This is a genomic window from Desulfitobacterium sp. PCE1, from assembly GCF_000384015.1.
Lineage (GTDB): Bacteria > Bacillota > Desulfitobacteriia > Desulfitobacteriales > Desulfitobacteriaceae > Desulfitobacterium > Desulfitobacterium dehalogenans.
Genome location: NZ_KB913023.1, coordinates 1,085,369 through 1,099,556 on the forward strand (window position 1 = coordinate 1,085,369; position 14,188 = coordinate 1,099,556).

The window sequence follows — 14,188 nt, forward strand, 5'->3', positions numbered from 1 at the left end:
AATGCTGACAATTACTTTGGAAAAAAGGGGCAATTATGTATAACAAGAGTTTATGGGAAGCTTTCTTATTCCCTCCTATACATATAGACAGAAGAAGGCTTGAAGCAAAACTTAAGGGCAAGACAATTCTTATTACAGGTGCCAGTTCCGGCATAGGGGAAGAATTAGCTTACCAATTGGCAGAGATAGATTGTCATTTGATTTTAGTGGCAAGAACTGAGGAAAAGCTCATCAGAGTGAAACAAGAAATTGAACAAAAAGAAGCCAAAGTAAGCATTTTTCGAGCTGACCTTAGAGATCCTGAAAAGGTGATGGAATTATTAAAGTTCATTCATCAATTGCCCGATGGTTTGGACTTATTCGTCAGCAATGCCGGTTTATCAATAAAGCGATCGATTAACGATTCTTTAGACCGCTATCATGACTTTACCCGAACCATGGCCATCAATTATTTTGCACCGGTTCAATTATTATTGTCCCTTATTCCTCTCCTTGAGAAAAATAAGGGACATATTATTAATCTCTCTACGATCAATGTTTTGCTCTTACCTGTGCCCCATTGGGCCGCCTATCAGGCATCAAAATCAGCCTTTGATACCTGGTTTCGAGCGGCAGCTTCGGAGCTGAATGCTATGGGGATTGCCACGTCATCAGTGTATCTGCCCCTGGTTAGAACTCCTATGATTTTGCCTACAGAGGCCTATCAAAAGCTTCCTGCCATGAGTCCGGAGCATGTAGGGAAAATTGTTTCTAAGTTAATATATACACAAAAACCAAAATACAGGCCCTGGTGGTTGCTGCCCGGACAATTCGTATCAATTATGTTTAGAGGAATCTGGGAATTTGCTGCACCGGCTATTTTAAGAAAGCGAAAACAAGGTAGACATCATGGTTAGATTGATCGATGTTTTATTTAAAATAGGACTGTTTTCACCCTTAAGGCTCTATAGCTTTGCTAGTGCTCTCCATAAATATGGAATAAACATCATGGCTTTATTGAGTTTTGCTGAAAAGGCATATGGGAAAAAGATAGGGCTGGTCGATGACAACGAAACATTGACTTACAAAGAATTGTATTTACAGTCTAAAGAGCTTTCTTTTATTTTGAGAGAAAAATATCAACTGAGAAGGGGCCATAAGGTAGGGTTTATATGTAAAAACCATGCTTCCTTAGTGAAAGCTATATTCGCTGTTTCTCAATCAGGAGCGGATATCTATTTGCTTAATGCTGAAATGAGCTGCAGTCAGTTTAATAATTTATTAGATCAAACGGATTTCCACTTGCTTATCTATGATTTTGAATCAAGTCCTTTGCTTGAAGGTTCAGCGTATAAAAAGGATAAGCTTTTGAGTTATCACGAGGATTTACCAGCGATCAATAACTTGCTTAATCTAAGCCTCCCTGAAAATCCGAAAATAAAGCGTTCCTTAACCGGAAAGCTGGTGATATTAACGGGAGGTACAACGGGGAATGCCAAGGCAGCAGTCCATCAACCTTCACTTCGCAACTATTTGAATCCATTCGTAACTTTAATAAACAGACTGAAGCTCGTAAATTATCGTACTGTTTATATAGCCACCCCAATTTATCATGGCTATGGAATAGCAGTTTTACTGGTGTTCATCATTTTGGGGAAAAAGGTGATCATCCAAAAAGGTTTCAATGTGGTCAAAGCATGCCACCTTATTCGCAAGCACCAGGTTGAAGTGGTGACCGTTGTACCCTTAATGATCTATAAAATGTTAAAACAAAACCCTGAGGATTTGAAATCCCTTGCTTGCATTGTTTCAGGTGGGGCGGAACTCAATCCCAGAGTGGTCAGGGAGACGGCGGAGAAATTAGGAGATGTCTTGTATAATTTGTATGGAACCTCAGAGGCGGGTTTAAATATCATAGCCACACCCCAGGATTTAAGGTGCTCGGCAAATACCCTTGGGAAAAAAATCAAAGGTGTTCGGCTAAAAATAATGGATGGAAACAAAAATAAAGTTCCTGTTGGCAGTGTGGGCCAATTCTGCATTAAAAACAGGTGGTCCATGGGAAACAAAAGCAATCCATGGATTGAAACAGGTGATTTAGGCTATTGTGATCATCAAGGATATTACTTTTTATGTGGCAGGGCCGATGACATGGTGGTTTCGGCAGGGGAAAATGTTTATCCTGCTGACCTGGAGCAGGTACTAAGAGATCATCCTCACATAGAAGAGGTGGCGGTAATCGGAATCCGAGATGAAGGATTTGGGCAAAGGCTGAAGGCGTTTGTACTTCCTGAAGAGGGAGCCGGTTTAACCGAGGAGGAGCTTTTGGAATGGCTGCGCCCAAGAGTTGCACGATTTCAGGTTCCCAAGGAAATAACCTTTGTTCAAGAAATGCCTTATACTTCCTTGGGTAAGCTTGATAAGAAGCTGTTAAGAAGTAATGATTGACACTGCCATTGGGCAGCTGAGATAGGAGGTAATGCTATGAGACATATTGGAACCAAAAAACTGGAAACCGAGCGGTTGATCTTACGCAAGTTTGAACTAAATGACGCAGAAGCGATGTTTAGGAATTGGGCCAGTGATGCGGAAGTAACGAAATATCTGATATGGCCTCCCCATGACAATGTCGCGGTCTCCTTGGAAGTATTGAAGGACTGGATTAGTCAATATAAAGACCATAAGTTCTATCAATGGGCAATTGTGTGCAAAGAAAATGGGCCTGAGCCTATTGGCAGTATCAGCATTGTAAAAATGGATGAGCGTATTGGCATGGTTCATGTGGGTTATTGCCTAGGTAAAAGATGGTGGGGTAAGGGTGTTGCCTCTGAGGCACTTGCAGAGTTAATACGTTTTTTCTTTGAAGAGGTTGAAGTGAATAGGATTGAATCCAGGCATGATCCGCGCAATCCTAACTCAGGAAGAGTAATGAAAAAATGCGGGTTGGTGTACGAAGGGACTGTGAAGCAAGGGGACTGGTGCAATCAAGGAATCTGCGATTGCTCAATGTATGGACTTGTTGCGGAAGACTATTATTCAAGCAAGAAATGAAAAGTGGTTTGAAGTATCAAAATCAAAGGGAGGAGTTAACTTAATGATGGAGAGATAAAGGGATATAACCTTTTGGATTATAAAAAGAATTAGTTTTTAGAGAGGATGCTTGACCGTCACCTTAGGGGATGCCTTAAGCTTAATTTGGAGGTGACCACTATGCAGATTAGTGAAATCTGTCAGCTAACCGGGTTAACCAAGAAAGCCATCGAATATTATCAGGGCAAAGGATTAGTATCTCCCCTAATACAAGAGAATGGATATAGGGAGTTCAGCCATGATGATGTAGAGAAGCTGAGGGTAATAGCATTATTTAGAAAGCTGGATCTAACCACAGATGAGATTAAGCAAGTGTTAGAGAGTAATGACAAGAAATCCGCGCTGAAGATGGTTAAGCAAGTAAAGCAAATTCAAGCAAAGGCCAGACTTACCCAGATAGAATTGCTTGAGGAACTGGTTCATAATGAAAATATGGAGATGATTCAGGATAAGATCAGTATATTAGAGCAACAGGCTTCCATTAAAGAAAAATTGCTAATGTCCTTTCCCGGGTACTATGGACATTATATTAGTTTTCATTTTGGCCAATTTCTGAACGAGCCAATAAAAACGGACGAACAGAAACGAATGTATGCAGTCATAGTTGAGTTTTTAGATAACATGGAATCACTGGAAATTCCTGATGAACTCCAGCCCTTTCTGGATCAGGTGGATCAGTACACGGATGATAGGCTTGAAACCCTATCTTTGAATGTGCAGATCGCTTTTGACGATTTTGAAACCTACTGGGAAAACTACAAAGAAAGTATAGCTCAATATGTAGAATTTAAAAAATCAGAGAGCTATCAAAACTCAGGGATGGCACAACTTATGCATTTATTTCGTCAATTTGGTGAGACAAGCGGATACTATGAAGTGTTTATCCCAGCTATGCGCAAATTAAGTCCTTCCTATGATGCTTACTATATGAAAATGCTCCAAGCCAACGAAAAGCTGATAGAGAAAATGCCGGACTTGAGAAATGGAAGTATTTCCAAAGCAGGTCATCCGGGGTATAATCATCTTAGGGATGGAGAGTAAATGCCGGATTACCGAAGAAGCCTGAAGAGAATACGATTTAGCAATACGAGGCTGACAGGTACTGTTAGCCTTTTATTTTACATAGTGGACTGCTAATTTGGTTTGCGCGCATAAGGATGTCTGAATGTATGTAATGAGGCCATATAGAGGGGGCGAAGCTATGAAGGTTTTAATCTTCGGCGGAACAGGTTTTGTGGGAAAATATCTGACCAAGGAATTGCTTGAGAATGGATATCAGGTGTTTGTTGTAACCAGAAACTCTCATAAAATGGTCAGCACCCTAGGAAGTGGAGTAGAGGCAATCGAATGGGATAATATGTCCTCATTGTCTTCGCTTAAAAATTTGGAGCAGATTGATGTTGTGATCAATCTAGCCGGTGAATCCATCGGCAATCGCAGATGGACCCCTTCGGTAAAAGAAGAGATTATAGCAAGCAGGCTTAGAACAACTGGCGCAATTGTTACAGCCATTGATCATGGTGTGATTCAGCCTAAAGTGTTCATCAATGCATCGGCTGTTGGCTATTATGGCCCCCGTGGGGATGAAGAGCTCGCCGAGTCTGAGGAAGCCGGAAAGGATTTTCTGGCACAAGTATGCCGGGAATGGGAACAGGAAGCCTACAAGGCCCAAGCTCCTTTGACAAGAGTAGTCACCCTGCGGATTGGAGTCGTCTTAGGAAATGAAGGTGCTCTCAATAGAATGACCATGCCATTTAAATTCTACATAGGCGGTCCCTTGGGTACGGGAGAGCAATGGCTTTCCTGGATACATATCCAAGATTTAATCAGCATAATAAGATGTGTTATTGAACATCCGGGGTTATCCGGTCCTATTAATGCTGTCGCTCCAAATCCGGCAAGAATGAGAGATTTCAGTAAAACACTGGGCAAGGTTTTAAATAAACCATCATGGCTACCCGTTCCAGAAATACTCCTGAAAATAGCTTTGGGTCAGATGTCAGAAATGCTATTACATGGACAACGGGCTGTGCCCAAGAAAATACAGAGCGCTGGCTTTGAATATATGTACGCAGACTTGGAGGAAGCTTTGGAGAACGCTTTGGCGGTGATATAAATTGAAAAGACTAAGAGAAGCTTGGCAGCACTCTTAATTTTTCTATGCTTCAGAGGGCCGTGGTGATAACTTAAAGCGGATTCTTCACAGTTTTTGACGAATGGTTGTAACAGGATTTTAAAAGGAGCGTAAGTATATGAATTGGAGTGAGGCATTTAACGCCAATCGACAGCCGTCTGATGATGACATTAAAGCGTTTATCGGTCAGGGAAAGCTATTATGGTCTGAACTGTTTTCTTATATCGATGCTGCTTATCAAGTTAAGCCTAAATTGGCCTTTAGTCAATGTTCGGCACAGCCCGGGTGGAATGTAAAGTATCAAAAGAGTGGTAAATCATTATGTACTCTATATCCAATGGAGGGATTTTTTATTGCACTCGTTGTGGTAGGGGCAAAGGAGGAAGAAACAGTAGAAATGGCTCTAGGAACATTTACTTCGTATGTTCAAAGCTTATACCGGAAAACATCTTTCTCCTGTGGCGGACGTTGGCTTATGATTGAGGTAAGGGAGCAACCTGTACTCAATGATGTAAAGAGCTTAATAGCAATCAGGGTAAGGCCAAAGCGGTTGGATGTGCCTCAATAGTGCAGCTGACTAAGAAGGAAGGGTAAAAATGATTATCGCTGATCAGCTATTGGCATTTGGAAAAGAGGATCTGCTAGAAGTCTCTAAAACTTTAAACGAAGAGGATATCTCTCAGCTCATTAAGTGGTTGAATGAAAAAGATGACAAATTGAGATACCATTCATTGCTTTTACTAGGACATCGTTCGGAGGAATACGGAGATGTGTACCCTTATTGGGATCTTCTCTGTGAAAAACTAAAAAGTCCCAACTCATACCAAAGAAGCATTGGGGTAATGCTTATTGCGGCTAATGCGAAATGGGATAAGGATGACAGAATGGATTCCACAATAGATGATTACTTAAAGATTCTTGGGGATAAAAAACCGGTTACAGTTAGGCAGTGTATCCAGGCGTTAAGTGAAATCGTTACCCATAAACCAAACCTGCAAGATAAAGTGTCCAGAGAGCTCATGGCCATTGATATCTTAGGAGTAAAACCGACAATGAGAAAACTGATACTCATGGACATGCTCAATATTCTTGTGCTTATTCGAAAATCTCAGAACTCTGAAGAGATTGAGACCTATATTTTTAATGCCCTTACGGGTGGACTGCTTGACAAGAAAGCGTTAAAGCAAATTGAATCTGTGTTATAGGAGAGAAAACCATGAAGACAATAGGTTTAATTGGAGGAATGAGCTGGGAATCATCAGCCGAATATTATCGAATTATTAATGAAGAAGTGAAGAAACGGCGGGGAGGTTTACACTCAGCCAGGTGTATTCTATACAGTGTTGATTTTGAGGAAATAGAAATGTGTCAAAGCCGCGGTGAATGGCATAAGGCTGCAGAAATTCTTGCAGATGCTGCCCAAAGCCTGGAGGCCGCAGGGGCAGAATGTATTGTTCTTTGCACAAATACCATGCACAAAGTTGCTGATGAGATCCAAGCGGGGATGCGGATACCCTTGCTGCACATCGCTGATATTACGGCTAAACAGGCTTTAGCACATAACATAAAAACCATAGGACTCTTAGGAACCCGATACACCATGGAACAGGATTTTTACACATCACGTTTAGAGACTCAGGGGCTAAAAGTTTTGACACCGGAAGAAGGAGATAGAGGAATCGTCAATGAAGTAATATATCATGAACTATGCTTAGGAGAAATTAGTAATGAATCGAGAAATCAATTCAAAAGAATGATCCAATCCTTAGTCGAGCAGGGTGCTGAAGGAATAGTGCTTGGATGTACAGAAATCGGCTTATTAATTAAACAAGAGGATTCATTCGTGCCTTTATTTGATACGACACTCATTCATGCCATAGGGGCAGTGGATTATGCTTTGTCAGAGGTGATCAAATAGAGTATTTAGTGAAAAATCAGGGCTTTTGTATGTAATGGACATTGAGTTTTAGTAATTATGATGGGATAATATGGTTGTGTTGATAGGGTAAGTAATAAAAAGAGGTGTTTTATATTGGTAAGAGTAATAGCAATCATTAAAGAACGACACAGAACCATGGGTTGCCGCATACTTGATGAAGTCACGGCGACAGTACAGGATATGGGTTTAGCGAGCACCTTGGAATACATTAAAGAACATAGCTGCCGCAATGCTCATGCCTCAGGGGTAGCATTGGTCGCAGATGAAGGGACAATAGATATGTTGCCTGTTATTGACTCACATACAAAACAATGTATAAAAAATGATAAGTACATCATCGTAGGAACTTTTAAAGAAGGGGATCGGATCACCGCCATACGGGTAACGGATTATACGGGGACCATCATGGATATTGATGTCAAACAGCTTTTGATGTTAGAGGATAAAGGATATTGTAACGCTAAAATAAAAAATGTTGGTGATAAGAGGTCAATTAAGCCCTTGGATTTGCCCTGGCCTGTTTTAAGGTGGTCGCCAGGGAAGTAATTTGATGAGATGGTAAAGGGGAAAGAGTAGCATTGGCCTATCTTAAAAAGGTGACACTGAATTGGGAACGTGCAGACAACAGAAATATCTACCCATTTAATATCCCTGCACTGGTAAATTGTGCATCGCTGGATATTAATCACAATGTCGTGTTTTTTGTGGGCGAGAACGGGACAGGAAAATCAACGTTGCTCGAAGCCATAGCCTATCAGTGCGGCTTTGGAATTGGCGGTGGGGATAGAAATGTTGATATCGGATTGTCTGATGAAAGTGTCCGCCTGGCCTCGATTCTAACATTATCCTGGATGCCTAAAATCAATCAGGGATTTTTTTTACGAGCTGAGACCTTCTTTGATTTTGCCAAGCATCTGGATGAACGTTCAAAAGATCCATATGCCGGCGGCAGAAAGGTTTATGACGCTTACGGAGGAAAATCTTTAAACCAGCAATCTCATGGGGAGGCGTTTCTCTCCCTCTTTGCCAATCGTTTTGGCGGTAGGAGCCTGTACATACTGGATGAACCTGAAGCAGCACTTTCGCCCCAGCGTCAATTGGCTTTTTTAGGCATCATAAATGATCTGGAGATGGCAGATCGCGCCCAATTTATTATTGCGACCCATTCCCCGATTTTAATGGCCTACCCGGGAGCACAGATCTACGAATGCAATGAGGATGGGATTATCCCCATTGATTATGAAGAGACGGATCATTATCGCTTGACCAAGGCCTTTCTCGATAATCCGGACAGATTTTTTAAACAACTTTTTAGTTGAGTGTCCATTCTCAAGGAGGGAAGATATGTATGAGCATAAATCATGATGTAGGAATTATTGAGGGCGTTTATGACATTGCTCTACCTAAAGTTCCCACATCCCTTCATAGATGGGGACGAGTAGTATGGCTGCAGGATATTGAGATTGGCTCTCAAGGAAGATTTTTGTACATCCAGGATGGTCAATGTTCAAGCACTCATTTAAGTCGAATCACAAATGTTATTAAAGCTACGGAGTATGTAGAGATTCACACCGAGAATAACATATATAAGCTGAGGCTTTTGCCGGTGAATCCACATTCATAGAGATTGCTGAAGAATTGAGAATACAAATAATCAGGGAGAACTGCAGTCCGCAACTCTCTTTTTTGTTTTTTAATTATTCTAACAATTTTTTGGCTTTCCATTTATAATAGACAAAGGGGGATTGAAAATGAATAATTATAGACCCGTCATCTTGGCAGAACAGACAGTCCTCAATGATTTTGAACTCGATCCACTTACAAGAAAAATAAGCATAGATATATCCCGACGCGGTGAACAAAGTAATAAGGGTATGGTTGACAGCCTCCGTCAAACTTTGCATCAAAGGCTAGGGGTTCCTGTATCCATTCCGGTGCCCCTCATGAATGATGTCCTAAAGTTTGGCCGTGATGGGAATGAGGCCATAACGGTTACACTGACTGCAAGTCATGATATCAATGAAGAAGGAAAAGCTGGAAGTTATCAATTAATTAATCTAGAACCTGGAGATCATACCGATTTTAATGTGGGGTTAGCCATTGATATAGGAACAACCACTGTGGTTGTTTATCTTGTAAACATGATTAATGGAGACATTATTGGTAAAGCCTCGGATTATAATGGCCAAATTAAGTTTGGGGACGATATACTTAGCCGCATTATGGTTGCCAGAGAAGAAAAAGGCTTAAAAGAGCTGCAAGCCTTGATTGTAAATACACTCAATGAGCTTATTCAAAATTTATGTACTCAATTCTCACTGAAGCCGCATGATATAAATGGAGTATGTATTGGGGCAAACACGACTATGGTTCATTTGCTATTAGGTTTGGACCCTGGTTCAATTTGCCGGGAACCCTATAAACCAGTGGTTAATAATGCGGAAGTATTTTGTGCTAAGGACATTGGCTTAGATGTCAATCCCCTCGCACCGACCTATTGTTTGCCGAGCATCGGCAGTTATATTGGCGGTGATGTCTTAGCGGGGATTCTGGTAAGTGGTATGCATAAGCAGGAAGAAACGTCACTCTTGGTGGATATCGGGACAAACGGAGAATTCATTCTGGGAAATCATGAATGGTTGGTAGCATGTGCAGGGGCGGCTGGTCCGGCTTTGGAAGGGGGAGTAACGGAGTGTGGAATCAGAGCTGAACAAGGGGCTGTTGATCATGTTGAGATAGACTCTGAACATAGTGTAAGATATACAACCATCGATAATGCCCCCGCAAGAGGAATTTGTGGTTCAGGATTAATTGATATATTAGCGGAACTTTTCTTAAATGGGATCATTGATCGGGCTGCCCGATTTACAGATGGGAGAGAGCGTTTCATTATCGTTCCTGCCCACGAAAGTGCAGAGGGCAGGGAGATATTTATAAGTCAAAAGGACATTAGCAGTCTCATGCGTACAAAGGGGGCCGTAAACGCTGCACTTGAAGTATTAATTGAAAGTGTGGGCTGCCGGTGGGAAGAGATTGTTAAGTTTTATGCGGCAGGTGCATTTGGCCAGTATCTGCCTATTGAATCCGCAATTACCATTGGGCTCTATCCCGATCTTCCACGAGAACATATGATGCGCCTGGGGAATAGCTCAGGCGAAGGAGCGCGTCAGGTTCTGCTTTCTAATGAAAAGCGCAGAGAAATAGAGCAAATTGCCAATAAGATTACTTATTTCGAAATGAATGCAAACAATATGTTTATGGACAAATACTGCGGAAGTCGGTTTTTACCTCACACGAATATGGATTTATTCCCGAGTGTCAAGGAGAAATTGGCAGTTCGACAAAGCGGTTTCTGATAATATATAGGCTTATATTTGAGTCGGACCGAGCTTGTTTGGCAACACTATGCTTGAGGTGAGCATCATGCCGGAAATTCCCGAAATGGAAACGTACAAGGATTATTTGCAGTTGTCCGTTCTCGGTAAGAAAATTGTAGGAACTGAAATCGTCCGGGAGCGTAGCACCAATGTTCCTCCTGATGAGTTTGTAAGATGGGTGCAGGATACAAGTATTGAGCAGGTGTTAAGATGTGGAAAATACCTCATCCTTTCCCTGAGCTCAGGGAAAGCCCTCTGCGCTCATATGATGCTTGATGGCAGAATCTATTATGAGGTGGCTGGAGAGCCTGTAGAGCTGCCGGGTAGCTCACATATTCAGCTGAGGTTTGAAGATGACTCTATTCTCCATTTTTGTGATTTAAGATTAGGTTATCTTAAGCTCCTCGACCCATCCCAAGTACAAGCTATTAAGGATGGGTTGGGCCCTGATCCTTTGGATTCGGGATTTTCCTTTACCGCTTTTCTGAAAATCCTTAGCGCAAAAAGAGGAATGATTAAGCCCCTGCTCATGGATCAAAAAAATATATCAGGGATAGGAAACGCATATTCCAATGAGATTTTATTTGCTGCGGGAATACTGCCGGAACGAAAAGTTCCGACATTAACCGATGGGGAGAAGGAACGGTTGTATTCAGTTATCCCTGATTTGCTTCGGCAAGCTATTGAAAAAGGGGGCTATATCGAAGAACCTTTTGCCTTCTGGGATAATTTAAGTGGGGGAATGATCCCGTATTTCAAGGTTTATGATCGTTCGGGACAACCTTGTCTTCAATGTGGTGATACAATAAGGCAAAAGATAGTTGGGGGTAGGAATGCTTATTATTGTTTAACATGCCAACATTAAGCATGATGTGCCGGCTAAAAACCTAAACAATTGACCGCCGGCGAATTAACCTTAAGGAATAATTTAGCCTATGACAAATTAATGATATAAGGATCCAGTCGTGAAGAGAGGGATAAGCATGGGGGACCAAATTAAAAGAAAGTCTTTTTCGATCAAATTATTAATATTCTTGCAGGCTTTTTTAGGGTTAGGAGCAATTTTTGGCGGGACGGTTCTTATTATCGATCCCAGTGGTGAATTGATTCAGATGCCGGCGACGATGCTGGAACATTCCCCCTTTAGTGATTTTTTGCTACCCGGTATAATTCTTCTCACCTTGTTGGGAATTTTGCCATTGGCTGTAGCTTATGGTTTAGTAAAAAATCAGCCTTTGGCAGTAGTTAATCGGCTCAACTTGTTTTCAGATAAACACTGGGCTTGGACCTATTCACTCTATATCGGTTTTGTTTTAATTATTTGGATTGCAGTTGAAGCTTACTTTATTCAGGGCTTTGCTGTCATTCATTTAGGCTATATTTTTTGGGCTTTACTTATTCAGGCGATTACTTTGCTTCCTTCCGTCCAGAGCTATTATACATCGCCATAAGAGTAAAACTATCCATACGAAGCAAGTATTACTTAATATGATGGGGGAAATTTGTATGAAGTATATCGCCCTACTTCGGGGGATTAATGTGGGAGGGAAAAATAGAGTCCCCATGAACCAATTGAAACAATGCTTGGAGAAAGCCGGGTTTCAAAATGTGGTGACCTACATTAATAGTGGGAATGTAATCTTTGATTATCAGGCACAGGATCCTCCGGTGCTTATTGAAAAATGCAAAGAAATTTTAGAGGAGGAATTTAAATTTCCTATAGACTTAGCACTTATCGATGGGGAAAGCATGAGAGAAGCTATAGAGCATGCGCCGGATTGGTGGGGAGAGGACCCCAATGCAAAGCATAATGCACTATTTGTTATACATCCCGCCACAGCCATAGACATAGTTGCTAAGGTAGGGTCCACGAAGCCTGAGTATGAACAAGTATTTGCTTATGGTCCCGTGATATTTTGGTCAGCACAGTTAAAGACCTTTTCCCGCACTCGGTGGACCAAAATCGTTGGGACCAAGGCGTATAAATCCGTTACCATTAGAAATGCCAACACCACAAGAAAGGTGTTGGAAATAGCTCTGTCTCATTAAATTCCCAGTGTGTCAAGGAGGATATGATGGAAGAGATTATCGTTTTGAATATTCCCGTTAAGTTTGGCGACATAGAGGAAGTGATCCACCCAGTGATTTTAATGGATGCCAAGGAAATGATTCTGGTGGACTGTGGGTATATAGGCTTTATGCCTAAGGTTGAGGGTGCTATCCAAGCTCAGGGCTTAGATTGCAGTCAACTCACCAAAATCCTTATTACCCATCACGACCACGATCATATGGGGGCTTTAGCAGATTTCAAGCAGAAGTACCCTCAGATCCAAGTTGTAGCAAGTTCCATAGAAGCTCCTTTTATAGCCGGAGAAACGAAGTCTATGCGCTTGGAGCAAGCTGAAGCCTTGCAAAATGCTGCCTTAACTGAGGAGCAGAAGGCTTTTGGTGAAGCCTTTTGCAATATCCTGAGAAGTGTTAAACCGGTTGCAGTGGATATCACCGTTCATGATGGACAAATCATGGACTGGTGCGGGGGGTGTGAAATTATAAGCACACCGGGTCATACACCCGGGCATATAACTCTCTATTTGAAGAAACATAGAACCATAATAACCGGTGATGCTGCAGTGCTGGAGAACAATGAATTGGTTATTGCCAACCCTCAGTTTACCTTGGATATGGAAAGCGCTACACAATCCCTGGCAGAGTTACAAAGCTTTGAAGCAGACAAGTATATTTGTTACCATGGGGGGATTAAGAGCAATTAGTACATAGTGGTGTGGGGATGAATTATGAGAGTGGAGGGGATAAGAATGGATACGAATTACCGTGTTGCCTATAATAAGTTCTGGCAAGACATAAAAAAGAGAGAGCCGGTGGAGATTACATCTACACGAGCGGTATCTTATAACGTGGATACCAAGCAATTTATAGTTATGTTTTTTAATCAAGAGTACATTGTGGATAGCAATCAGGAAACGGTATACCGTAAAGCAGATGGGCATAGTCTGGATATCATGGATGCAATCATTATTCTTAACTATTTAGCCTATGCGCAGCCGCTAGTGGAATCAGAGCCCAGGTGGGTGAGTATTAAGGAAATACCGGGAGGGATGATTTTTTATTCGGCTTTTCTTAAAACAGCCATCTCACCATTAATCAAGGCATTTGGTCATCAGGCCAAGCTTTTGGGAACCTTGGCAGCCTCTTTAGGTGGGCAACCCGCTAATATGGGTGATTCATCGGTGATGTTTCAAGCCTTTCCAGAAATCCCTGTGTGTGTGGTCATTTGGGAAGGGGACGAAGAGGTGAAGGCCAATGCCACAATCCTCTTTGATCCTTCAATAGAGCCCATGTTACATAGTGAAAGCATCATTGGTCTTGGTATTTCCTTAGCCAATCGGCTGAATAAGAGGGCTTCCAGCTGACGTGGCTTAACAGATTTGGGGTTATATCCTTTTTTGATCATGAGGGTTTTTGCATTCTCTACTTGAGCTGACAGTTGAGCAGTTATCCTTTTTGACGGCTCTTGCATAAAAACACCTCCATTGAATTCTGACTGATTCAATGGAGGTATTTCTCTTTCCGTTAATCTTATAAAAATTAAAAGCGCTATTGACCGATTTCAAAAGGGATGATAGAATATTCACAAAATACACTCAAGTG

At 41.7% G+C, this 14,188-nt stretch carries 17 protein-coding genes; all 17 read left to right on the forward strand.

Annotated features, from left to right (window positions below; genetic code table 11):
• Positions 1-35 precede the first annotated feature (35 nt).
• The 17 genes from DESPCE1_RS0105390 to DESPCE1_RS0105470 all read left to right on the forward strand — a co-directional run bounded on the left by DESPCE1_RS0105390 (position 36) and on the right by DESPCE1_RS0105470 (position 13,950).
• Complete coding sequence (locus DESPCE1_RS0105390; protein ID WP_014793099.1) at positions 36-896, forward strand: SDR family NAD(P)-dependent oxidoreductase; 861 nt, start codon at positions 36-38, stop codon at positions 894-896.
• Positions 889-2,427 (forward strand): AMP-binding protein, encoded by a 1,539-nt coding sequence (locus DESPCE1_RS0105395; RefSeq protein WP_014793100.1) that lies wholly within the window; start codon positions 889-891, stop codon positions 2,425-2,427. Before DESPCE1_RS0105390 ends, DESPCE1_RS0105395 begins: the two co-directional genes overlap by 8 nt.
• 36 nt (positions 2,428-2,463) lie before the next feature.
• Positions 2,464-3,030, forward strand: a complete 567-nt coding sequence (locus DESPCE1_RS0105400; protein ID WP_014793101.1) for a GNAT family N-acetyltransferase — start codon at positions 2,464-2,466, stop codon at positions 3,028-3,030.
• Between the two features lie 159 nt (positions 3,031-3,189).
• Entirely contained in the window at positions 3,190-4,110 is a 921-nt protein-coding gene (locus tag DESPCE1_RS0105405; RefSeq protein WP_014793102.1) for a MerR family transcriptional regulator, read from the forward strand.
• A 160-nt stretch (positions 4,111-4,270) separates the two neighbouring features.
• Entirely contained in the window at positions 4,271-5,185 is a 915-nt protein-coding gene (locus tag DESPCE1_RS0105410) for a TIGR01777 family oxidoreductase (protein ID WP_019849741.1), read from the forward strand.
• A gap of 136 nt (positions 5,186-5,321) precedes the next feature.
• Complete coding sequence (locus tag DESPCE1_RS0105415; RefSeq protein ID WP_014793104.1) at positions 5,322-5,771, forward strand: DUF3788 domain-containing protein; 450 nt, start codon at positions 5,322-5,324, stop codon at positions 5,769-5,771.
• Between the two features lie 28 nt (positions 5,772-5,799).
• Positions 5,800-6,408, forward strand: coding sequence for a hypothetical protein (locus DESPCE1_RS0105420; RefSeq protein WP_014793105.1), 609 nt, complete (start codon positions 5,800-5,802; stop codon positions 6,406-6,408).
• Positions 6,409-6,419: 11 nt separating this feature from the next.
• Positions 6,420-7,121, forward strand: a complete 702-nt coding sequence (locus tag DESPCE1_RS0105425) for an aspartate/glutamate racemase family protein (RefSeq protein ID WP_019849742.1) — start codon at positions 6,420-6,422, stop codon at positions 7,119-7,121.
• Positions 7,122-7,235: 114 nt separating this feature from the next.
• Positions 7,236-7,688: a hypothetical protein gene (locus DESPCE1_RS0105430; RefSeq protein WP_014793107.1), complete on the forward strand. Its 453-nt coding sequence runs from the start codon at positions 7,236-7,238 to the stop codon at positions 7,686-7,688.
• A 32-nt stretch (positions 7,689-7,720) separates the two neighbouring features.
• Positions 7,721-8,461 (forward strand): AAA family ATPase, encoded by a 741-nt coding sequence (locus DESPCE1_RS0105435; RefSeq protein WP_014793108.1) that lies wholly within the window; start codon positions 7,721-7,723, stop codon positions 8,459-8,461.
• A gap of 29 nt (positions 8,462-8,490) precedes the next feature.
• Positions 8,491-8,766 carry a hypothetical protein gene (locus DESPCE1_RS0105440; protein WP_014793109.1) on the forward strand — a complete coding sequence of 92 codons (276 nt, stop codon included), beginning with the start codon at positions 8,491-8,493 and terminating at the stop codon, positions 8,764-8,766.
• 127 nt (positions 8,767-8,893) lie between these two features.
• Positions 8,894-10,498, forward strand: coding sequence for an ASKHA domain-containing protein (locus tag DESPCE1_RS0105445; RefSeq protein ID WP_019849743.1), 1,605 nt, complete (start codon positions 8,894-8,896; stop codon positions 10,496-10,498).
• Positions 10,499-10,565: 67 nt separating this feature from the next.
• Positions 10,566-11,384 (forward strand): DNA-formamidopyrimidine glycosylase, encoded by an 819-nt coding sequence (mutM, locus tag DESPCE1_RS0105450; protein WP_014793111.1) that lies wholly within the window; start codon positions 10,566-10,568, stop codon positions 11,382-11,384.
• A 118-nt stretch (positions 11,385-11,502) separates the two neighbouring features.
• On the forward strand, positions 11,503-11,970 hold the full coding sequence (locus tag DESPCE1_RS0105455; RefSeq protein WP_014793112.1) for a hypothetical protein: 468 nt from the start codon (positions 11,503-11,505) through the stop codon (positions 11,968-11,970).
• A gap of 55 nt (positions 11,971-12,025) precedes the next feature.
• Complete coding sequence (locus tag DESPCE1_RS0105460; protein ID WP_019849744.1) at positions 12,026-12,568, forward strand: DUF1697 domain-containing protein; 543 nt, start codon at positions 12,026-12,028, stop codon at positions 12,566-12,568.
• A 23-nt stretch (positions 12,569-12,591) separates the two neighbouring features.
• Positions 12,592-13,290, forward strand: a complete 699-nt coding sequence (locus DESPCE1_RS0105465) for an MBL fold metallo-hydrolase (protein WP_371200404.1) — start codon at positions 12,592-12,594, stop codon at positions 13,288-13,290.
• A 45-nt stretch (positions 13,291-13,335) separates the two neighbouring features.
• Positions 13,336-13,950 (forward strand): DUF3786 domain-containing protein, encoded by a 615-nt coding sequence (locus DESPCE1_RS0105470; RefSeq protein WP_014793115.1) that lies wholly within the window; start codon positions 13,336-13,338, stop codon positions 13,948-13,950.
• The last annotated feature ends 238 nt before the right edge of the window (positions 13,951-14,188 follow it).